Genomic DNA, 21,238 nt, shown 5'->3' on the forward strand with positions numbered 1-21,238 from the left:
AGACTCGGCGGCGACACGCTGCGGCAATGGATCTAGTCAGTCGTCGTTCGCGCGGGAAGAGCGACTATTGGATAGGACGGTTTTTTTCTGTTCGGCGGCCTGCTGGCGGCTGGCGTCGCTCAGCCGCCCAAGCGGCACGGTAATTACCTTGCCGTTCCGCTTCCGCAGCGTAACGCCCTGGTCGTCAGACTCAACGTACTGGGCTTCCACGTTGAACTTTCCAGAAGCGTCCGACCAAACGAGAAATGTTGGGGCTTCCGCGTACGGCGCGGCCGCCTGTTCCCGCAGGAAACCGGTCTGACGCAGCCACTGCTTGCCCTCGTCTGACGCCACGAAGCTTGCGTACGCTTCCTCGTTGCGGAGATCGCCCCATTCGTAGCCATAGTCCCGATCCATTTCTTGGAGGGCCGCGAGCACTGCGGCATGGTTTTCCTGTGCAAGCAGCACTGAAACGAGTCCGAACTGGAGTTCGGCGTTGTCAGGATCAAACTCGAGCAACTCCCGTGCGTATCGCTCGGCTGCCTCCAAGTCCCCCATCTCCAGGTTAATCGAGCACCTGTACACATCGAGGTAGGGATCGCCGCCGACGCTCCGGTCGAGTTCATCAATCGCCTGGAGAGCCTGTTCGTACTGTTTACGGATCGCCAAAGCGTCCAACGATAACAACGCAAGTGCAGGATCACCGGGGAACAAGCGCTCGAAGTCGTCCAATGCCTCCAGCAGTTCTCGGTTTCCCACCATGCTAGCGGCGTGGTAGCGGAGAATCTGCACCGACTTGATCTCCTGCATATCACGGGGTAGCTCGCGGTAGATCCGCAGGGCTCTGCGTGCGCCGTCAGGTTCCGAGATATTCATCTCTTGCAGTTTTTCAAAGTTCTCGATGAACGCCCGATCCCCTCCCGCTAGCTTCTGCACCCAGTTCTTGGAGAACTGCTGAGCCGCAGGGAGCAGAGTACGGTAGATGGTCTCTGACAAGTACTCGCCAGACATGTAAACGTAGATGTCGTCTGCGAGCACCCGGCCGTTCTGCAGCGAGAGGCGAAAGTCGTGGTAGTTCAGACCATCTCCGCCCGATAGCCTGAACAGCGCGTGCTCGCGGCCATCCCGAGTGTGGAGTCGCACGAGACGGTACTGAGATCCCACCCCGCCCGACTGACATACCTGTCCGGCAAACCCCTGCCCGGAGCTAAGCGTCCGATTGGCTCCCACCCTGATGCCGGCCGCCATCTCGGAATCGAACGGGAGCCGCGTTAGCACCCCGTCCATTACCCCACTCCAATCAATGCAGTCGTTTAACGCATCGACATCCTTGGCTGCGTAGGCTGCGTTAACGCGTTCTACAAAGTCCGCCTGAAGATCGTGGCTAATGATCGATACTGCCGCGGCGGAAGGCCCCGGCGGCGAGGTTTGATGCTGGTATTCAGCCGAACTCTTGGGCTGTTTTGACGGGCTTTCGTCCCGCGGGAGACGCTCCTCCGCACCACCGCCGCAACCGGTGGAGATCAGCAGGAACAGCCCCGCTGGAACTGCCTGCAGAAGAAGCCGTCCGAATCTTTGAGCAACCATATGAGAGACGAGAATTAGCGGTGGATAGGAGATAGCCGCCCTGTGGGGAATACCACACTATTACCCCTACAGCGGTCGACCGCTAGCAGGAACCGTGAGAATAGAGCGAAGAAGTATGGCAGAAACCCCATTGCGCCAGTCCCACCCCTTGCGGCGCGGGCTGCATGAGCTTGCCACCAAGCATTAACCTCACACCCCCTTCTTCGGCCGCGGCACCTTGGCCTTCTTCGTGCGGCCGCGGCCCTTCTTGGCGGACTTCTTCAGCGAGTCCTCCACCGCGGCCACGCTCTGGCCGATGCTCTCGCGCATCTTGTCGATGCGGTCGCGGAGGATGGCGGCCCGCTCGAACTCCATCTGGTCGGCCGCCTCGTACATCTCCTTCTCCAGCTCGTTGATGTACTCCTCGGTGATGTACTGCGTATCGTCCGAGCGGCCGACGGCGGCGTTCGCGGCAGCGTGCGCGGCGGCCTCGGTTTCGATGCCGGCGCGGATCGCCTTGATGATCGTCTGCGGCGTGATGCCGTTCGCCTCGTTGTACTCCTGCTGCAGCTTGCGGCGGCGCTCGGTCTCGTCCATGGCGGCCTGCATGCTGCGGGTCACCTTGTCGGCGTACAGGATCACCTTGCTGTTGACGTTCCGTGCGGCGCGGCCGATGGTTTGCATCAGCGAGGTCTCACTCCGCAGGAAGCCCTCCTTGTCCGCGTCGAGGATCGCCACCAGCGACACCTCCGGCAGGTCCAGGCCCTCGCGCAGCAGGTTGACGCCCACCAGGGCCTCGAATTTGCCCTGCCGCAGGTCGCGGAGCAGCTCGACCCGCTCGAACGCGTCCAGCTCGGAGTGCAGCCACTTGCACAGCACGCCCTGCTCGCTGAGGTAGCTCGACAGGTCCTCGGCCAGCCGTTTGGTGAGCGTGGTGACCAGCACCCGCTCGCCCTTGGCCGCCCGCTCGCGGACCTGCTCCAGCAGGTGCGGCACCTGGCCGCGGGCCGGGCTGAGTTCGATCACCGGGTCCAAGAGGCCGGTCGGGCGGACAATCTGCTCCACCACCTCGCCGCCGGTCTGCTCCAGCTCGTAGTCGGCCGGCGTGGCGCTGACGTACACCACCTGCTTGATCCGCTCCTCCCACTCGTCGAACTTGAGCGGGCGGTTGTCCAGGGCGCTGGGCAGCCGGAAGCCGTGCTCCACCAGCGTGGTCTTCCGTGCGCGGTCGCCGTTGTACATCGCGCCGACCTGGGGGATCGTGGCGTGGCTCTCGTCGACGAACAGCAAGTAGTCGTCCGGGAAGAAGTCGAACAGTGTGTTGGGCGCCGAGCCGGGCGGGCGGCCGCTCAGCGGGCCGGAGTAGTTCTCGATGCCGGGGCAGTAGCCCATCTCGAGCATCATCTCGATGTCGTACCGCGTGCGGGCGTTGAGGCGCTGCGCCTCGAGCAGCTTGCCCTGCTCCTTGAACAGCTCAAGCCGGCCGGTCAGCTCGTTGCGGATGCTCTGCACCGCGTTCTCGATCCGCTCCTCGGGCAGCACGAAGTGCTTGGCCGGGTAGATGTACACGCTCTGCAGCTGGTCGACCGCCTCGCCGCTCGTTGGGTTGATAATCGACAGCTTCTCGATCTCGTCGCCCCACATCTCGATGCGGTAGGCGAACTCCTCGTAGGCGGGCCAGATCTCGATCGAGTCGCCCCGCACGCGGAACTTGCCGCGGGCCGGGTCGTGGTCGTTGCGCTCGTACTGTATGTCGATCAGCTTGGCGAGCATTTCGTCGCGGTCCACGACGTCGCCCACCGTGAGGCCGACCATCATCTCCTTGTAGTCGTCGGGCGATCCCAAGCCGTAGATGCACGACACGCTGGCCACCACGATCACGTCGCGCCGGCTGACGAGCGAGCTGGTGGTCGCTAGCCGCATGCGGTCGATCTCCTCGTTGATCGACGCGTCCTTCTCGATGTAGATGTCCCGCTGGGGGATGTAGGCCTCGGGCTGGTAGTAGTCGTAGTAGCTGACGAAGTAGCTGACCGCGTTCTTCGGGAAGAACTCGCGGAACTCGCTGTAGAGCTGCGCGGCGAGGGTCTTGTTGTGGCTCAGCACCAGCGCGGGCCGCTGCAGCTCCTGGATGACGTTCGCCATGGTGAACGTCTTGCCGCTGCCGGTAACGCCCATCAGCGTCTGCGACCGGCGGCCCGCCTTGAGCTCCTTGGTGAGCTTCTCGATGGCGGCCGGCTGGTCCCCGGCGGGCTGGAACTCGGAGCTGATCTCGAATTGCGGCATGACGAAGCGTAGGGGCGGGGGCGGAGGGGGCTCGCGAACCTCCATCATAGCGCTTCGGCGGCGGGAGGGTAATTGTCAGGTTTGTGCCGGACCGGAATCCAGACGCTGCACAATGAGCCCCAGTTCGTCGACGCCGGTCACCAGCACCTGGGCCCCGCCCGGGATCGGCGGCCCCTCGGTTCTTGCCGGCCGAGACCGCCCCTCCACCACCGCCATGCCGTAGGGGCCGATGTCGCCGTTGGCCACCCCGGTGCACCCCACGAACGACGCGAAACGCTTGGTGTCCGCCTTCTTGATCTGCCGCTCCCACGGCCAGCAATCGCAGCACATACAACAGCTCGGGTCGCAGCAGTTGGCGTCGAGGCCGTCGCCGGCGCAAGCGGGGGCATCGCAGCCGCCACAGTCGCAGGCGCCGATCGGGCAGTCGCAGTCCCCCGCCCTCACCAGGTGCGTTGGTCGCAAGCGAGGCCGGGGTTCTCGTGCTCCCGCCGCGCAGCGTCGAGACTCGATGCGTTGGATGGCGGCGCTTAGCACGCGTTGCGAGACCGATTCTCCGGACGCTTCCGGTCGGCAGTTGGCGGCCGCTACAAGCTGACGCTGAGCCGCGCGGTAGGCCTCGTCCGCGGCGTCGCTGTCCCGCACGGGATTCGGAAGGCGGCGACGCCGGTCGAGGCGCCAGTCGGCGGCGCTGTCCGCCATGATGATCGCCGCGCCGACCGACTTGCCGATACGCCGGAAGGTCTCGCGACTCGCCACGAGCCGCGGCGCCGCATCCGCCAACAGAGAGAACACATCGCCGAACCCCGCGGCCGTGGACGCGGCGAACGCCGGGAGCGAGCACGGCCCGCCCGCTGACTCTAGCGCGACGTGCTGGTCGATGACCGATTGAAACCGCGCAGGCGCCGCCGGGTCGAGGCGCGCGAAGTACGCGTGGGCCGTGTCCACCGGCCGGCGCCAGACTGACAGCGCCAGTCGCGCGGCGAGCGAGCGGTCGTCCCGCACATCGTCCGCCAGCTTGATCGAGGCCAGCAGCATCCCCAACGCCGCCGCGAACTCGCCGAGCGGCGCATCGGCGGCGCCCTCGAGCTTCTTCGCCCCACGCAGCCGGCAGCAGGTCGGCTCTGACTCGGGCAGTAGGGCGCTGCCGAGCGCCTCGCGCGACAGCAGGTACGCGAACACGCCCTCGTAGCTCACCACCGGCGCCGTGCGGGCGCCGAAGAACAGCCGCTGGAACCGGCAGCACCGCGCGTACGCCCGGCGGTAGTCGGCGTCGCCGCAGGGGCCGCGGAGGAATCCGAACATGGAGCATCCGTTGAGGGACCGATTGCCAATCGTCGGTCGCTAGTCTAACGGATATCACGCCGCAGCGTGGCTAGCGCTACGCCGCCCGGCGTTTGCGCTCGATCCGCTTGGCGGTGGCGGCGCCGGCTTCGGCGGCTTCCTGGGGGTCGTGCTCGGCCTCCAGCGCGTTGAGCTGGTCTTCGATCCGCTGGCGGAAGTCGTCGACGCTCTCGCCCAGTTGGTAGAACAGCGGCTCGCCAAAGTAGCCGTGCACGGTGCTGAACGGCTTGGGCACCTGGAACCGGTCCCACGCGCCGCGGATGGTCCAGCGGCTGGTGGGCACGCCGACCACGTTGATCACCGCGCAGCCGGTCTGCTTGGCCAGCACGGCCACACCCTTGTTGACGCGGCCGCGCGGGCCGCGGGGGCCGTCGACCGCGATGATGGCCGGCTTGCCGGCGCGGAGGTTCTCGGCCAGGCCGCGGAGCGCGGCGCGGCCGCCCTTGCCGTCGGCGCCGCTGGAGCCGCACTTCGGCTTCACCCGCATCAGCCGGAAGGCGGGGATCAGCAGTTGTCCGTCCTTGGACTGCGACACCATGGCCGCGGTGCCGGGCTCGCGGTTGATCACTACCGCCACCTGATGCGCGTGCAGAACCGAGTAGGTGTACGGAATGCCCGCGTCGCGGAGCTTGGGGCGGGGGTCGTTGTAGACCCGCACACGGCAGGTGACGCGGAGGGTCACGATCGCCAGGGCGATCAGCCAGGACAGCGCCCAGCGGGCAACAGGCATCTCGGTATCGGGGGCAAGACTAGCGGGTGCGGGGTCGGCTTCTGCGCGTATCGGGTCGGCGCGAGCCGCGGTTTTAGCGGCATCGCCCGCTTGCGGATACAGCAATCGGGGGCCCCTGGTGAAAAGGGGCAGACCCTCACGCCGACCGGCCCGCCTGCGGCCCCCCGGTGGTGCGACGTGGAGAAGATTTACCGCGCCGGTGGTCGTGCTATCATGACGGGCCCCGCCACCCTCTCCTAGGATTGCCCCCCCGATGCGCGCCACCGCCCTCTTCGCCTGCCTGCTAGCACTCACCTCGACCTCGACCGCCAGCGCTGACGATACGGCCCGCGGGGTGGTGTTCCTGGACGCCAACAACAACGGCGCCCGCGACGCCGACGAGCAGCCGCTGCAGGGGATTAAGGTCAGCAACGGCCGGCAGATCGTGAAGACCGACCAGGCGGGCCGGTACGAGCTGCCGGTCACCGACGACACGATCCTGTTCGTCATCAAGCCGCGCGGCTACCGCACGCCGCTCTCCGAGCAGATGGTGCCGCGGTTCTACTACATCCACAAGCCGAACGGCTCGCCGAAGAACTACCAGTTTGCCGGCGTCGAGCCGACCGGCCCGCTGCCGGAGTCGGTCGACTTCCCGCTCTACAAGCAGGACGAGCCGGAGCGGTTTCAGGCGTTGATGTTCGGCGACCCCCAGCCCCGCACGCAAGAGGAGGTCGACTGGATCTCGCACGACGTGATCGAGGAGCTGATCGGCACCGAGGCGAAGTTTGGCGTCACGCTGGGCGACATCATGTTCGACGACCTAAACCTGTTCGACTCGTCCAACTCGGCGATCGCCGTGCTGGGCATCCCCTGGTACAACGTCATCGGCAACCACGACCTCAACCACGAGGCGCACGAGGACCACCTCAGCGACGAGACCTTCGAGCGGCACTTCGGCCCGCCCTACTACTCGTTCGACTACGGCGCGGTGCACTTCATCGTGCTTGACGACGTCGAGTGGCGCCTGAACGAGGCCGGCCAGGGCGGCTACCGCGGCGGCCTGGGCGAGGACCAGCTGGCGTTCGTCGAGCGCGACCTGGAGCTCATCCCCGACGATCAGCTGGTGGTGCTGATGATGCACATCCCGGTCACCAAGATCCAGACGCCCGAGCGGCTGCGGCTGTACCGGCTGATCGAGCAGCGGCCGTTCTGCATGTCGATCGCGGGCCACGAGCACTTCCACGAGCACCGCTTCCTCAAGCAGGCCGACGGCTGGAACGGCCCCCAGCCGCACCACCACGTGGTGAACGTCACGGTGTGCGGCAACTGGTGGGGCGGCATGCAGGACGAGCGCGGCATCCCCCACGCCACCATGGGCGACGGCGCGCCCAACGGGTACTCGATCATGACTTTCGACGGGCACGAGTACCAGCTCGAGTTCCGCGCCGCGGGCCGGCCCGCGGACTACCAGATGAACGTCGACGCGCCCGAGGAGTTCCGCGCGTCCGACGGCGCCGACATCGTTGTGAACGTGTTCAACGGCTCGGAGAAGTCAACCGTCGAGATGCAGGTCGGCCCGGCCGGCGGCGAGGGCCAGGAGTGGACCAAGCTGGCGCACACCCCGATGCGAGACCCGGACTACGTCCGCATGGCGGGCCGCGAGGACCAGGTAAAGGACTCGCTCACCAAGTCCGCCTCCGAGCAGAGCCTGGTGTTCAACCCCGACAACCGCAACCTCTACTCCACCCACATCTGGAAGGGCCGCCTGCCCGCCGGGCTCGCGCCGGGCACGCACTGCGTCCGCATCCGCACGACCGACATGCACGGCATGGTCCACCACGGCTACCGCCTGGTGCGCGTGGTGGAGTAGCGGTTGGCGGTTGGAAGTTGGAAGTTTGTAAGTCGCTATCGTGCGGCGCTGGTGTTGTCGACTGCCACACCAATCGACTCGTAGCCCCCGGCTCTGCCGGGGGATCGTCCTGCGAACATGCATCGCCGTTGTGCAATCCCCCGGCAGAGCCGGGGGCTACGGGCTGTCCGCGCGGTAGAACCACCCACCACCCACCAAGTTCCAACTCCCCAACCGCCCCACTTGGCGTCGGGCGACCGGCAGCCGACAATCACGGCATGTCTGATCTGGTTGTTACGCACGCCGCGAAGAGTTACCCGACGCCGTCGGGGCCGCTGGAGGTGCTCAAGGACGCCGACTTCTCGATGCGGCGGGGCGAGAGCCTCGCCATCGTCGGGCCGAGCGGCTCCGGCAAGAGCACGCTGCTGGCGCTGCTCGGCGGCCTGGAGCCGCCAACCTCCGGCACGATCACCATCGCGGGCCAGGACCCCTACTCGCTGCCGGAGCAGGTGCTGCCCAAGTTCCGGGGGGAGCAGTTCGGGTTTGTCTTTCAGGAGCACTACCTGCTGCCGCAGTGCACGGTGCTGGAGAACGTGCTGACGCCGCACCTCGCGATCGGGTCGGCCGGCAAGCCAGAGCAGGACGCCGCCCGGGAGTTGCTCAGCCGCGTCGGGCTCGCCGAGCGGCTCACCCACCTGCCGCGCGAGCTGTCCGGCGGCGAGCGCCAGCGTGTGGCGATCGCCCGGGCGCTGGTCCGCCGGCCGACGCTGGTGTTGGCCGACGAACCCACCGGCAACCTCGACCAGACCACCGCCGGCCAGGTGACCGAGCTGCTGCTGGAGCTGCAACGCGAGACCGACTCGGTGCTGGTGGTTGTAACGCACAGCGCGGAGCTCGCCGCGGCCATGCAGCACAGCAAACGCCTGGACGACGGCCGGCTGGTCGATCAGTGAATATGTCAGGCCCTCTCTTCCGCCTCACCGGGTACCCACGATGACGCACGCCGAGATCCTTGCCGCCCTGTCGGCCGGCTCGCCCGACCGCCAAGCCGCCGCCCAGCAGGCGATGCACCAGGGCGAGGACGCGGGCCCCGTGGCCGCGGTGCTGGCCGCCCACACCGGCGACTCGGACATCGGCGAGCCCTGCATTGCGGCGCTCGAGAAGTGCGGCCCGCCCGCCGCCGACCAGCTGCCGGCGCTGACCGCGCTGCTCGCCGACACCGAGCTGCCCGCCTACTGGGCCGCCACGCTGATCGGCCGACTGGGCGCCGACGGCGCGGCGGCGACCGCGGCCCTGGCCGCCACGGCCGCATCCCGCCAGCCGCTGGCGGTGCGAGAGAGAGCCGTCTGGGCGCTCGGCAAGATCGGCCCGGCCGCCAACGCCGCGTTGCCCGCGCTCGAGTCGCTCATTGACTCTCCGCAGCCACGGCTCGCGCGACTGGCCAAGCAGGCGGTCGCGGCGATCAGCGGCTAGCGGCAGCGGCAGCTACGCTGCACTGTATAGGCAACAAAAAAACGCCGTGGCCAAGGACGGGAAGTCGCTTGACCACGGCGGAGAGTCTCTCGCCAATGCCGCTCCTCGGCTAATTCCGCGTGCGTGCGAAACCAGCGCCAACGAGCGAGCAGAGGACCAGCAGTGCCGACGAGGGCTCGGGCACGGTGGTCATGTAGTCCACCGCGCTGAGGAACAGCGTCTGACCGTCGGCGGTTAGGTCGAGGAGGCCGGCGGTCTCGCTGCTGACGCCATCGGCCTCGCGCGTTCCGGCGATGAACAGCATCCGGGGCCCGCCCGTGATGTCGCCGTTACCCAGCGTAGCGCCGGTCGGCCACTCGGCAATCACCGGGCCGCCGGGCAGCGTAGCCCCATCGCCGTCGTCTCCAGATACCCTGGCGATCAGGTTCCCGCTAGCGACAATCGGCTCTGTGTTGATTGATGTGCCGCGCTCAGCGCCCACGAGGTCCAGGATCGCCCCCGTTTCGTTGGCGCCACTCAGAAAGAAGCCGTCAAAGATGGGGTGCGACGGGTCGACCGCCTCCAGGCTGGTGGGGCCTGCGATATCCACCATCGTCGTGCCGGTCGTGTAGTTCAGCCGGCTGGTGCGGAGCGTCCATCCGGACATCGCCATCAGCGGGGAGGTGACTTGGGTGTTCCACCAGGCGGTCTCGTTGCCGCCCTGGTAATGACTGCTGCTGATCGACCGGCCGATGATCACCAGGTCCATCGAATTGAGCGCGCTGAGGTACGCCGCCGAGTCGGCGCCGTTCTCTGCCGGAACCGAAACGTCCGGGTCATCGGTCGTGAGGAAACGGGTCACGTTGTGCCCGGCGCTGCTCAGAAGGTCGGTGAAGCCCTTGTCGGGGGCCTCGGTGAACCCTGCCCCAGCGGCGCCCGCCGACGGCGCGTTGTCGGCCGCGTGGAAGGTGATCCACCCGATGTCCGCCGCGTTGGCGGTCGTCGCGGCGGCGAGGAGAGCCACCGCCCCCACCCAAGCGGCGGCGCATCGGCGCCGCCGAGAATCAATCGGCCTAAGTCTCATGAGATGTCACTCCCAGCACGTAGAAGAGAAGAGAAACACGTGTTGCCTTGGGCGCGCCGTCGCCTCCGCGTCAGCGATCACCCGCACGCAGAACAGAATAGTTGCTCACCGGCTATAATCCGGCAGAAGATGAGAAGAGCTACACGCCGCCCGGTCGACCATTGGTCGCCGCCGGTCCAGCCGACGGCTCCTGCAGATTCCCACGCGGACCGCATCAAGTTACTGCAGCTAGCCCCGCCGAGTCAATAAATTCCGGGTCAATGCGTAAATGGGGCGCTCCCGTGCAATCTTGCACGGCTGATAAGGCGACCAGCGGCTAGTTCGCGGGGATTGTCAGCCGCGCCAGCGCCCGACGCCGGCAGCGAGGATTGTGCCCAAGACGAGCGCCGCAGACGTGGGCTCGGGCACGGTAGTCATGTAGTCCACCGCGTTGAGGAACAGCGTCTGGCCGTCGACCGTCAGGTCGAAGACGCCGGCCGTGTGTCCGCTGGCGGGCGGCGCCTCGCGGGAGCCGGCGATGAACATCATGCGGCGCCCGGCGGTGATGTCGCCGTTGCCCAGCACGGCGCCGGCGGGCCACTCGGCGATCACGGGCGCGCCGGGCTGCGTGTCGTCCAGGCCGTCGTCGCCGGGGATGCGGGCGATCAGCCTGCCGCCCGCGACGATCGAGTCGGCGTTGATCGAGGCCCCTCGCTCGCCAGGCGCGACATCCAGAACCGGCGGCGTCAGGTTCACCCCGTTGAGCGACATGCCGTCGAACACCGGGTGCGACAGGTCCACCGCCTCGAGGCTGGTCGGGCCGCTGATGTCGCTGATGTGATCGCCCACGGTGTAGTTGAGCCGGTTGCTCCGCGTGGCGTAGCCGGACATCAGCATGACCGGCGCGGTCACCTGCGAGTTCCACCACTCCGTGTTGGTCCCGCCGTAGTCGCCGCTGCTGATCGACCGGCCGATGATCACCAGGTCCATCGCGTTGAGCGACGCGAGGTACGCGGCGGGCGAGTCGCCGTTCTCCGGTGGGACCGAGGTTGCGAGGCCGCTGGCCGAAACGAACCTCGTGACCTGATGACCGGCGGACGCCAGCAGGTCGGTGAAGCCCTTGTCCGGCGCCACCGTAAACCCGCCCGCCGCGGCGGCCGACGACGGCGTGTCGTCCGCCGGGTGGAAGCTCACCCAAGCGATGTTCGCGGCGTCGGCGGTTGTCGCCATCGCAAGGGCAAGGACGCTTGCCACCGTCGCCAGCGGGGTGAGAGAACGCACGAGGGTTCGTTGTAACTTTGCTTGTTGAGTCATCGTGGAGAACTCCGAGGCCTAGGTGAGAAGAAGAGGAACAACGCGCGGCGGCTCGCAATGACGGCGGCCAACCGCACGCAGCTCAACCTACCGGCGCCCGACTCGCGGTGTCAATCTCGCGCGGCAGTCGGCGCCACCTGTCGGCTAGACCGCTAGTTCAGGGGTGCGCTCCGCGCTTTGATCAACAACGCCGCCACCACGGAGCCGATCAGGTTCGACACCAAGTCCCAGCCGGTGTTCTCGTACTCGCCGACGTTCGTCTCGGGCAGGGTTTGGAAGGCGGCGAACTCAACCACCTCGTTCATCGCGCCGGCGCCCATGCCGACGCAAACGCTGATCAGCAGCAGGCCCCACGTGGGACGCGCCGTCGCGCCGCGCTCAGCGAACGCGTGCGTCAGGCCCTGCCACGCGATCCAGGTTACTAGGCCGAAGCCGAACGCGTGCACCAATTGGTCGTACTTGAGCCGGCCCTCGATCAGCCACAGGTTGTAGAGCACGTGGGTCTCGCCGCCGATCGGCCAGTCGTGCGGCAGGTAGACCAGACCGCCGGCCATGTGCGCCAGCCCCCACACCGCCAGCCCCCACAGCGTGCCGATGTGGAGGTCGATCCTCCGGTGCAGCAACAGCACCAGCCCAGCCAGGAGCAGCGTCACGGCGAGGTAGAACGCGAACTCGGCGTTCGGCGAGGTCACGAGCCTTGCTAGCGACGCCAACAGATACACCGAAGTGAACGCCACCACGCCCCACTCGCCGGTGGTGATCGGACGTTTGAGGAGCTTCATGTGCGGAGCTCGTTTGTTCGCGCCAGGCTCAACGGTGCAGGCAACCAACCCGCACCAGTCTAGACCGCCGGGGGCGCCCACGCGAACAACAACCGCGGTCAACGTGTCGGCCCGAATTGCTCCCCCTGCCGCCACCGTGGTCGAGCGCCAGCCACGCGCGTCTGTGAAGTGAGGAACGAGGCTCGTGCAGCACCGTGAAAAACGCTCGTGCTTCCAACGACCACCCACTGCGCCAAAGTCGGCACGCAAAGTGCACCTTCTAACCTTCGATGAGGAGAGGAACTTTCCCTTGCTAAGGAGACGCCACCATGGCCACCAAGACCACGACTTACACGGCCGCACAGGACAGCACTTGGGAACGCATCAAGGCCGCCCTCGCCAACGACTGGGAGCAGACCAAGGCCGACTTTGGGTCGGACTCGGCCCGCGACATGAACCAGGATGTTGACGACACCATCAAGCAGGCGATGGGCGCCGACGACGCGTTCGAGAACCGCGAACAGGCGTTCCGGTTTGGCTACACGGCCCAAGAGTCCTACCGCTCGGACCACCCCGACTGGGACGACGACCTCGACGCCCGACTCCGCGGAGAGTACGCCGGCGACTACGACGCCGACCGGCCCTACATCCGCCACGCGTACGAGTTCCGACCCACGCTTTAGGACAAACGCCTCGGCGCGGTTTGCGTAAGGTAGTAAGCCAACTTCATCTACCAACCGTAGGGCGTTGCCACGCTCTACGGTTTTTTTCTATCGGAAACTTAGCTTCTCGTCGCAGCGAGCGGCGAGGTGATCGGCGGCACGCCGGCTCACTCGCCGGCGGGCGGATGCCTGGGGTACACTATCGGGTCCGGTTCCCGAACCCTGCGCGCCGTTGGCGCCGCCCCTCCTCGCCAGGCTGTCCGCCATGAAGACGCTTCTGCTTGTGCCCCTCGTGCTACTCGCGGCGTGCCCCGCTCTGGGTGCGGAAACGCCGCACACGCCAACAGCGGTGGTCGCGCAGGCGGTTGAGGCGGCCGACTCCTTCATCGCTACGCTCAACGACGCGCAGCGAAAGGCGGTCCGGTTCGACTTCTCCGACGACGAGCAGCGTCGCCGCTGGTCCAACCTGCCGGCTGGCATGTACCCACGCAATGGCCTCCGCTGGGGCGATCTCAATCAGCAGCAACGCGACGCGGCCATGCAGCTCTTCTCGGCGACGCTCAGCCCCCGCGGCGTGCAGCAGGTGATCGACAACATGCAGGGCGACGAGGTCCTCAAGCAGCAGGGCGGCGGCGGCCGGGCGGACTTCGGCGCGGACGCGTACTACCTCTCCATCCTGGGAACCCCGTCGGCCGACACGCCCTGGATGTGGCAGTTCGGTGGGCACCACCTGGCCATCAACGCCACCTTGGTCGGCGATCAAGTCACCCTCTCGCCCAGCCTGACCGGCGGGCAGCCGGTCGACTACGAGGTCGACGGCCGCCAAGTGCGTCAGCTCGCCGAAGAAGAGGACCTCTCGTTCGAGCTGATCGGCTCGCTCTCGCCCGATCAACGCCAGGCGGCCATTCTAGGCGACCACCACGCCAACATGATCTACGGGCCGGGCAAAGAGGGCGCCAAGCCGAAGCCCGAAGGCCTCAACGCCGGCAAGCTCGACGACCGCCAGCGGGAACTGCTGCTGTCGCTGATCGAGGCCCGCATCGGCGTCCTCAACCAAACGCACGCCGAACGCGCGATGCAGGCGATCAAGCAGAACCTCGCTGAGACCTGGTTCTCCTGGTACGGCCCCACCACGCCCGGCGCCGCCGCGACCTTCCGGGTCCAGGGGCCGACGCTGCTGATGGAGTACTCGCCTCAGCACCTCGGCGGCGACGACACCCAGCACACCCACGCCATGTACCGCGACCCCGCCAACGACTACGGCGCCGCCTGGGTGAAGCAAGCGGACCGCTAACCCACGCCCGCTAGCCGCCTGACCGAACATTCTCTACCGACCTCCAGCATCACACCTTATGCAAGCCCCATTCTCTCGTACGTTGTCGCTCCCGGCGGCGTTGCTCTTCATCAATCTGCTCCTGCCGGCGTTACTCGTAGCGGCCGAAGAGCTCCCGCAGCCCACGCTCTCCGACGTGCGTTACGGCGATCACCCCCGCCAGAAGCTGCACTTCTGGCGGGTCGAGTCGGCAGAGCCGACCGCCGTAGCGATCCACATCCACGGCGGCGGCTGGAACGGCGGCACGCGGCTCAACGGCAACCTCAAGTCTGCGCTCCCCCGCCTGCAGGAAGCCGGGATCGCGGTCGCGAGCGTAGAGTACCGACTCATCCGCCACGGCGTAGCGCAGGGCGTCGAGCCGCCGGTCAAAGCGCCGCTCTCCGACTGCGCGCGGGCCGTGCAGTTCGTCCGCAGCAAGGCCGACGAGTGGAATCTCGACCCGCGGCGGGTTGGTCTGTTCGGCGGCTCCGCCGGCGGCTGCACCAGCCTATGGCTCGCCCTGCACCGCGACCTGGCCGACCCGGACAGCCCCGACCCCATCGCCCGGCTGTCCACCCGGCCTACCTGCGCCGCGGTGATCAGGGCGCAGACCACGCTCGACCCGCGGCAGATGCAGGAGTGGATGCCCAACAGCTTCTACGGCGGGCACGCGTTCGGAGTCGGGAAGCCGGGCAAGGAAAACCGGGCCGCTAACTTCAAGGAGTTCCTCGCCCGCCGCGACGAGCTGCTGCCTCAGATCAACGAGTACTCGCCCTACGCGCTCGCCACCAGCGACGCCCCGCCCATCTACCTGTTCTACACAACCAAGCCGGCGATGGGGGAAAAGACCAAAGACCCCACGCACAGCTCCAACTTCGGAGTCAAGCTCGACGAGCGGCTGCGGGAGCTCGGCGTGTCGAGCGAGCTGGCCTACCCCGGCGCGCCGGGAGTAGAGCACGCGACCGTCGCCGACTACCTGATCCACCACCTAAAGTAGCGCCGCGGCGCTACGTTTCCTGGACAACCCCGAAGATCACGCATGAGCACCCCGCTGAAACACCCGATCCATGGCCGCCGCCTTTGCGTTCTGCTCGCGTTCGCCGCCGCTCTGCCCGGGCTGAGCGTTCGGGCGGCCGAGCCCTCGTTCGGCGAGCGCCCGCCAAACATCGTCCTCGTGATGACCGACGACCAGGGCTACGGCGACCTGAGCTGCCACGGGCATCCGCTGCTCCGGACCCCCAACCTCGACCGGCTTGCCTCGCAGAGCACGCGATTCACGGACTTCCATGCCAGCCCCACGTGCGCGCCGACCCGCGCCGCGCTGATGTCGGGTCAGGCGCCGTTCAAGGTCGGTGTGACGCACACTATCGTCGAGCGTGACCGGATGGCCCTGGGCGCGCCCACCATCGCGGAGGTGCTGCGGTCGGCGGGCTACGCCACCGGCATCTTTGGTAAGTGGCACCTGGGCGACGAGGACGCCTACCAGCCTCACAACCGCGGCTTCGATGAGGTCTTCATCCACGGCGCCGGCGGCATCGGGCAGAAGTACGCCGGGTCGCAGAGCGACGCGCCGGGCACCAGCTACTTCAACCCGATCATCAAGCACAACGGCCGCTTCGAGCAGACCGAAGGCTACTGCACCGACGTGTTCTTCCGGCAGGCGCTCGGGTGGATCAAGTCGCGTTCCGAAGGCGACGAGAGCGACCGGCCGTTCTTCGCGTACATCGCCACCAACGCCCCGCACAGCCCGTACATCGTCGACGAGAGCTACTCCGCCCCGTTCAAGGGCAAGTGCAACGAGAAGGCCGCCGCGTTCTTCGGGATGATCGTCAACATCGACGAGAACATGGGCCTGCTGATGGAGAAACTGGACGAGTGGCGCCTGGCCGACGACACGCTGCTGATCTTCATGACCGACAACGGATGCGCGGCCGGGTCCCGCGTGTACAACGCCGGCATGAAGGGGCCGAAGGGCTCGCCGCATCAGGGGGGCTCGCGCGTCCCGCTGTTCATGCGGTGGCCCGGCAAGGTCAAGCCGGGCGTTGACGTCGACCGCCTGGCCAGGCACTACGACCTGTTCCCCACGCTGGCGGAGATCGCCGGCGCCGACCCGCCCGCCAACGCCGACCTCGACGGCCGCAGCCTGACGCCGCTGCTGCGGGACCCGGACGCCGACTGGGAGGACCGCTACACCTACTTCCACGTCGGCCGCTGGCCGAAGGAGGGCGCGCCGGGCAAGTTCGGCCAGGGCAACCCGGACCCGGACGCCGCGAAGCACAAGAACTACGCGGTGCGGAACGAGCGCTGGCGGCTGGTGAACGGCGGCCTGTTCGACATCGACAACGACCCCGGCGAGCAGCACAACGTGGCCGACGATCACCCGCAGGTCGCCGCCGAATTGCTCGCGGCGTTCGACGCCTGGTGGGACGAGGTCCGGCCGCTGATGGTCAACGAGGACGCCCCGCTGGACGTCCCCAAGCCGTTCCGCGAGCAGTTCCGCAAACAGGCCGCCAGCGGCGGCATCCCCGACTGGACTCCGCCCAAGTTGTAGCGCGAATGCCCTAGGGCCGCGGCGGCTTGTTGCCGGCGCCGTGACGCTCGTCGGTCACCAGCGTCTTGACGTCGGCTAGTTCGTCTGGCTGGTAGTCGTAGGGCGTTTCGAACACCGGCCAGCGGTTGGGCGCGTAGGTCGGCTGCTGGCATCCGATAAACTCCAGGTCGCGCCAACCGATCTCGGCCTTGCGGTCCATGCCGCCCATGTCGTTCCACGGGCGGTTGACGTCGTCGAACACGCTCCGCTCCACGCGGATGCGGCTCTCGACGCCCGTGCCGATGCAGTAGTTGTTGCCGTGGCAGGCGTAGTAGTTGTTGTACAGGTGCACCCGGCCGAACCGGACCCGCGGCATCCGCGACCGGCAGCCGGCGTCATACCAATTGTGGTGCATCGTGACCCGCAGCTTGCCCCGGTCCGAGGTGCGGCTGTCGCTGTTACCGATCAGGTGTGGGAAGGAGTGCGAGTCGGGGTCGGGGAAGTGGAACTTGCACCACGATACCGTCACGAAGTCGGCGCCGCGGACAATCGAGCAGAGCTCGTCGCTGCTGCCGAAGAACTCGCACCGCGTGATGAAAACGTTCTGCCCGCCGGAAACCTCGAAGACGTCCCCGCGGGCCGGCCCGAAGACCAGGTTCTGAAAGATACAGTTCCGGCCGTCGACGCGGACGGTCCCGCCGGACAAGCCGGACTTGGAGTCGGCGCCCAGCAGCGTCTTGTTCGACCCCACCCGCACGCCCCCAGCGTCCAGCTGGCCCTGCACGACAATCACGGCCGGCTCGTCGCCGGCAATCGCGGCCCGCAGTTCATCGGGCGTCGCGACGGTCACCGACTTGGCGTCCCCACCGCCGGTGACCCCGCCGTTCTGCGTGGCGAAGCCGTCCGCCTGGACAAGCCGCGGCGCCGCCTGCGCTCCCGCCGCCCACCAGAGGCACGCCGCCAAGCACACCGCGACCCGCGCGTCATTCCGCCGAACAAGCATTCCAGCCCCCCTGGTTAATCTCTCTCAACCAAAGCCGGGCGCGGACCAACCGCCGCGCCGCGTGACCGATCCTAGAGACTCTCACCACGAGACGCCGCCCTGTTTTGAGCCGCGGTGTGGTGTTGACTTGCGCGCCACTGGACCGCCGATCTGCAAACGCAGAACCACCAATGAGCGCGGCTGACAACCGTGGGGCTACGCCCCTGAGTCCGCACCGATAGCCGAGCGGCTGGTTGCCGGCAGTCCGAAGCTGCTCAGCCAGTCGCGGAGGGCGGGCAGGCTGCAGGCGAGCCACACGGCGCCGAGGGCCATTGCGGCGAGGCCGCCGAGGAGGGTCCCGTGCGCGGCGCGGTCGACCAGCTCGATGTCGGCCATGTCGCCGATGTGGCATAGACCGCTGCTGTCGGGGACAAAGACCACCGTCACGCGGGCGCCCCGGGAGAGCGACCGCCAGCTCTGCTCGGTGACGTCGTCGAAGAGCTGGTAGGTGCGGCCGCCGTGGCCGACATCCAGGAACACGCGGTAGTGCGTATTGTGGCTCTTGCCAGAGCTGGACGTGAAGGTCGTCAGTCGGGTAACCCTGCCGGTCGCCTCGACGCCGTTGGCCTGCAAACGTCCCATGACGCCACTGAGGCCCCAGCCGACCGCGACCGCCGACGCGCCGGCCAGCAGCAGGAAGAAACACGCGCACAGACACCAGCGTTGCTGCAGCATCGGACCGCCTTGGCGGGGTGGGAAACGGACACTCCTGCAAGCCTAGCACCCCGGCCCAGCAGCCCGGCAACGACGCCGGCGAGAAGGCGATAATCACGCTGGTTTTCAGTCGAAACCGGCCACCCAGCGCGGTCCAATGGGGGGCTGGGGAGGGTCCCGCCTCACCCACAACCGATGCATTCTAGCCGCTGAGTTTTGTCCGTTTCGTCCGTTTCCGGCGCGCCCCAATCGGACAAAACCCCTCCGCCCTTTCTCTGAGGAACGACAACGAACACTGCCATAGCAGCTTGAAACGACAACCGTAGGAAAAGTAGGCCCCGAGTTTTGTCCCCTCCGCTCGTGTTTTCGGACAAAACGAATCGGACAAAACCCTGCCCTGCGACGAGCGGAGCCAGGGAGGCCGATGCGCGACGCCTAACTGCGAACCGATAGCCTGCGGCCTGCCGGTTGCGGGGGCACGACCGCGGCGCCCGCGTTTGCCGCCCCAATCCGCGCAGGCGTCGCAACCCGCACGCGGGCGCCGCGATGCGGGCCTACCGGCGGGCGCGTGTCGCCAGTGCGTGGGGCGAGAGGTACCATAGGAGAGCCGGCCTTCCGCCCCCGCTCCCCTGCCCCGCCCGGCGTGGATGAAGATCACGACCATCCCACAGCTGTACCGCAACGCCAATCGCTGGCGCGAGATCGTGGCGGTGCTGAGCAAGTACCAGCTGGCCGGGTGGCTCGGCCGGTTCGACCTGCCGATCGCCGCAAACCTGCTGACCGACGCCGACGGCGGCAAGATTGCGAACCTGGATCAAGAGGCCCGCGTCCGCCGTGCGTTGGAGGAGCTGGGCCCCACGTTCATCAAGCTGGGGCAGGTGCTCAGCACCCGGCCGGACCTGGTGGGCGGCAAGCTGGCCAACGAGCTTGCGCAGCTGCAGAGCAGCGCGCCGGCCGACAAGCCGGAGTGGGTCCGCTCAGTGATTGAGACCGACCTGGGCGCGCCGCTGGAGGAGCTGTTCGCCGAGTTCGAGCTGAAGCCGGTGGCCTCGGCGTCAATCGGCCAAGTGCACCGCGCGCGGCTGGCGGACGGTCGGCTGGTCGCGGTGAAGGTGCGGCACGAGCGGATCGAGGAGCGGGCCCGCGTCGACACGGACATCCTGCTGGGCCTGGCGTCGCTGGCGGAGCGGGCGCCGGAGCTGCAGAACTACCGGCCCAGCGCGGTGGCGGCCGAGTTCCAGCGGACCCTGCTCCGCGAGCTGGACTTCTCGCACGAGCGGAGGCGGCTCGACCAGTTCGGCGGGTTCTTCGAGAAGTCGGAGTGCGTGTCGGTGCCGAAGCCGGTGGACCAGCTCTGCTCGGCGCGGGTGCTGACGGCCGACTGGATCGAGGGCCACAAGGTCAGCGACGCGGCGCTCCAGAACGGCGGCGCCGACCTGGAGCTGGTGGCCCGCCGCGGCGCCGAGGCGTTCGTCAAGATGGTGTTCGAGCACGGCGTTTACCACGCCGACCCCCACCCGGGCAACCTGATCGTGCTGCCGGGCGACCGGGTCGGGCTGATCGACTTCGGCATGGTCGGGCGGTTGAGCGACCCGCTGCGAGAGGACCTGGAGGACATGATCTCGGCGATCATGAACAACGACGCGCAGATGCTGACCGCCGTGGTCACCAAGGTCGGCTCGACGCCGATGGACCTGGACGAGGCGGCGCTGGCGATGGACGTCGCGGACTTTGTGGACCACTACGCCAGCCAGCCGATCAACGGGCTGGACCTGAGCGGGGCTTTGCACGAGCTGATCGGCATCATCCGGCGGTACCAGATCGTGCTGCCGGCCTCGATGGCGATGCTGCTGAAGCTGATCATCATGCTGGAGGGGACGTCGAGGAAGCTGTCGCCGGACTTCTCGCTGCTGGAGGTGCTTGCGCCGCAGCGGCGGAAGATGCTGATGCGGCGTTACTCGCCGGCCCGACACGCGCGCAAGCTGCAGCGGCTGTTCTTCGAGACCGAGGCCCTGGCCGAAACCCTGCCGCGGCGGATCGGCAACATCCTGGAGCAGGTCCAGTCCGGCAAGTTCGACGTGCACCTGGACCACCGCGGGCTGGAGCCGTCGGTCAACCGGCTGGTGCTGGGCATGATGACCAGCGCGCTGTTCCTGGGCTCCTCGCTGATGGTCAGCCACAAGGTGCTGCCGATCAACTTCTGGCCACTGGCCGGGACCTCGGCGCCCGGGCTGGCCGGCTGCGTGCTGGCGGCCATGCTGGGGCTGCGGCTGCTGAGGGCGATCAGCAAGTCGGGCCGACTGGAGCGTCGGAAGTAGCCGACGGGGGGAGCAGCTCCGCCAGGGCGGCCTCGATGCGGGTGTTGAGCGACTCGAGCTCGTCGATCAGGTCGTCGTGCCGGCGGTCGAGGGCGGCCAGCCGCTCGGCGTGGGATTCGGCGGCGGTAGAGGCAGACATAGGGCTGTCGGCGGGCGGGGGGAGCGGCTAACGGAGGGATAGATCGTCCCGGCCGGGCCGCCGCGTGCACCGGTTCCGGCCGCGACGGTCTGCCTCAACCCGTTAATATGCCAAGAGTTAGGCGTTGCGCCGGAAGTCCGGCTGGCGCCGCCTGGAACGGCTCGGCAAGATTTTCGGGCTGGCGAGCCCCTGGCGGCCCGATAGAAGGGACTCCGGCCCCGCAGATGCCTTGGCGCTGAGGGCGGTTATTGGCTATCCTTACGA

At 67.5% G+C, this 21,238-nt stretch carries 18 protein-coding genes; 8 read left to right on the forward strand and 10 right to left on the reverse strand.

Annotation, left to right across the window (positions count from 1 at the left end):
* Positions 1-36 precede the first annotated feature (36 nt).
* The 4 genes from KOR34_RS23440 to KOR34_RS23455 form a co-directional block, all read right to left on the reverse strand.
* On the reverse strand, positions 37-1,566 hold the full coding sequence (locus KOR34_RS23440) for an SHD1 domain-containing protein (protein WP_146568569.1): 1,530 nt from the start codon (positions 1,564-1,566) through the stop codon (positions 37-39).
* Positions 1,567-1,755: 189 nt separating this feature from the next.
* On the reverse strand, positions 1,756-3,828 hold the full coding sequence (gene uvrB, locus KOR34_RS23445) for an excinuclease ABC subunit UvrB (protein WP_146568570.1): 2,073 nt from the start codon (positions 3,826-3,828) through the stop codon (positions 1,756-1,758).
* A 75-nt stretch (positions 3,829-3,903) separates the two neighbouring features.
* Complete coding sequence (locus KOR34_RS23450) at positions 3,904-5,130, reverse strand: NfeD family protein (protein WP_146568571.1); 1,227 nt, start codon at positions 5,128-5,130, stop codon at positions 3,904-3,906.
* Between the two features lie 76 nt (positions 5,131-5,206).
* Positions 5,207-5,899 (reverse strand): lysophospholipid acyltransferase family protein, encoded by a 693-nt coding sequence (locus KOR34_RS23455; protein ID WP_146568572.1) that lies wholly within the window; start codon positions 5,897-5,899, stop codon positions 5,207-5,209.
* A 253-nt stretch (positions 5,900-6,152) separates the two neighbouring features.
* Here KOR34_RS23455 and KOR34_RS23460 point away from each other — a divergent pair, with 253 nt between their 5' ends.
* The 3 genes from KOR34_RS23460 (at position 6,153) to KOR34_RS23470 (ending at position 9,200) form a co-directional block, all read left to right on the forward strand.
* Positions 6,153-7,748: a calcineurin-like phosphoesterase C-terminal domain-containing protein gene (locus KOR34_RS23460; protein ID WP_146568573.1), complete on the forward strand. Its 1,596-nt coding sequence runs from the start codon at positions 6,153-6,155 to the stop codon at positions 7,746-7,748.
* 257 nt (positions 7,749-8,005) lie between these two features.
* Positions 8,006-8,680, forward strand: a complete 675-nt coding sequence (locus KOR34_RS23465; protein ID WP_146568574.1) for an ABC transporter ATP-binding protein — start codon at positions 8,006-8,008, stop codon at positions 8,678-8,680.
* 40 nt (positions 8,681-8,720) lie between these two features.
* The gene (locus KOR34_RS23470; RefSeq protein WP_146568575.1) at positions 8,721-9,200 is read left to right on the forward strand and encodes a hypothetical protein; all 480 of its coding nucleotides are present in this window, start codon (positions 8,721-8,723) and stop codon (positions 9,198-9,200) included.
* A 109-nt stretch (positions 9,201-9,309) separates the two neighbouring features.
* On the opposite strand, the gene KOR34_RS23475 is transcribed toward KOR34_RS23470, so the two are convergent.
* The 3 genes from KOR34_RS23475 to KOR34_RS23485 all read right to left on the reverse strand — a co-directional run bounded on the left by KOR34_RS23475 (position 9,310) and on the right by KOR34_RS23485 (position 12,338).
* The gene (locus KOR34_RS23475; RefSeq protein ID WP_146568576.1) at positions 9,310-10,203 is read right to left on the reverse strand and encodes a hypothetical protein; all 894 of its coding nucleotides are present in this window, start codon (positions 10,201-10,203) and stop codon (positions 9,310-9,312) included.
* Between the two features lie 393 nt (positions 10,204-10,596).
* Positions 10,597-11,496 (reverse strand): hypothetical protein, encoded by a 900-nt coding sequence (locus tag KOR34_RS23480; protein ID WP_146568577.1) that lies wholly within the window; start codon positions 11,494-11,496, stop codon positions 10,597-10,599.
* A gap of 212 nt (positions 11,497-11,708) precedes the next feature.
* Complete coding sequence (locus KOR34_RS23485; protein ID WP_146568578.1) at positions 11,709-12,338, reverse strand: DUF2238 domain-containing protein; 630 nt, start codon at positions 12,336-12,338, stop codon at positions 11,709-11,711.
* Between the two features lie 308 nt (positions 12,339-12,646).
* On the opposite strand from KOR34_RS23485, the gene KOR34_RS23490 reads away from it, so the two are divergent.
* The 4 genes from KOR34_RS23490 to KOR34_RS23505 all read left to right on the forward strand — a co-directional run bounded on the left by KOR34_RS23490 (position 12,647) and on the right by KOR34_RS23505 (position 16,842).
* A complete protein-coding gene (locus tag KOR34_RS23490; protein WP_146568579.1) occupies positions 12,647-13,000 on the forward strand; it encodes a hypothetical protein in 354 nt (117 codons plus the stop codon).
* Between the two features lie 244 nt (positions 13,001-13,244).
* The gene (locus KOR34_RS23495) at positions 13,245-14,273 is read left to right on the forward strand and encodes a DUF3500 domain-containing protein (RefSeq protein WP_146568580.1); all 1,029 of its coding nucleotides are present in this window, start codon (positions 13,245-13,247) and stop codon (positions 14,271-14,273) included.
* A gap of 58 nt (positions 14,274-14,331) precedes the next feature.
* Entirely contained in the window at positions 14,332-15,288 is a 957-nt protein-coding gene (locus KOR34_RS23500; RefSeq protein ID WP_146568581.1) for an alpha/beta hydrolase, read from the forward strand.
* Between the two features lie 42 nt (positions 15,289-15,330).
* The gene (locus KOR34_RS23505) at positions 15,331-16,842 is read left to right on the forward strand and encodes an arylsulfatase (RefSeq protein ID WP_146568582.1); all 1,512 of its coding nucleotides are present in this window, start codon (positions 15,331-15,333) and stop codon (positions 16,840-16,842) included.
* A gap of 10 nt (positions 16,843-16,852) precedes the next feature.
* On the opposite strand, the gene KOR34_RS23510 is transcribed toward KOR34_RS23505, so the two are convergent.
* Both KOR34_RS23510 and KOR34_RS23515 read right to left on the reverse strand, forming a co-directional pair.
* A complete protein-coding gene (locus KOR34_RS23510; RefSeq protein WP_146568583.1) occupies positions 16,853-17,824 on the reverse strand; it encodes a pectate lyase family protein in 972 nt (323 codons plus the stop codon).
* Between the two features lie 195 nt (positions 17,825-18,019).
* A complete protein-coding gene (locus KOR34_RS23515) occupies positions 18,020-18,538 on the reverse strand; it encodes a DUF3592 domain-containing protein (RefSeq protein ID WP_146568584.1) in 519 nt (172 codons plus the stop codon).
* 626 nt (positions 18,539-19,164) lie between these two features.
* Between KOR34_RS23515 and KOR34_RS23520 the strand changes: the two genes are divergently transcribed.
* Positions 19,165-20,835 (forward strand): ABC1 kinase family protein, encoded by a 1,671-nt coding sequence (locus KOR34_RS23520; protein ID WP_146568585.1) that lies wholly within the window; start codon positions 19,165-19,167, stop codon positions 20,833-20,835.
* On the opposite strand, the gene KOR34_RS26925 is transcribed toward KOR34_RS23520, so the two are convergent.
* Complete coding sequence (locus tag KOR34_RS26925) at positions 20,801-20,974, reverse strand: hypothetical protein (RefSeq protein ID WP_197531694.1); 174 nt, start codon at positions 20,972-20,974, stop codon at positions 20,801-20,803. The two genes, KOR34_RS23520 and KOR34_RS26925, sit on opposite strands and share 35 nt — an antisense overlap.
* Positions 20,975-21,238 lie beyond the last annotated feature (264 nt).

This window comes from Posidoniimonas corsicana, from assembly GCF_007859765.1.
Classification (GTDB): Bacteria; Planctomycetota; Planctomycetia; order Pirellulales; family Lacipirellulaceae; genus Posidoniimonas; species Posidoniimonas corsicana.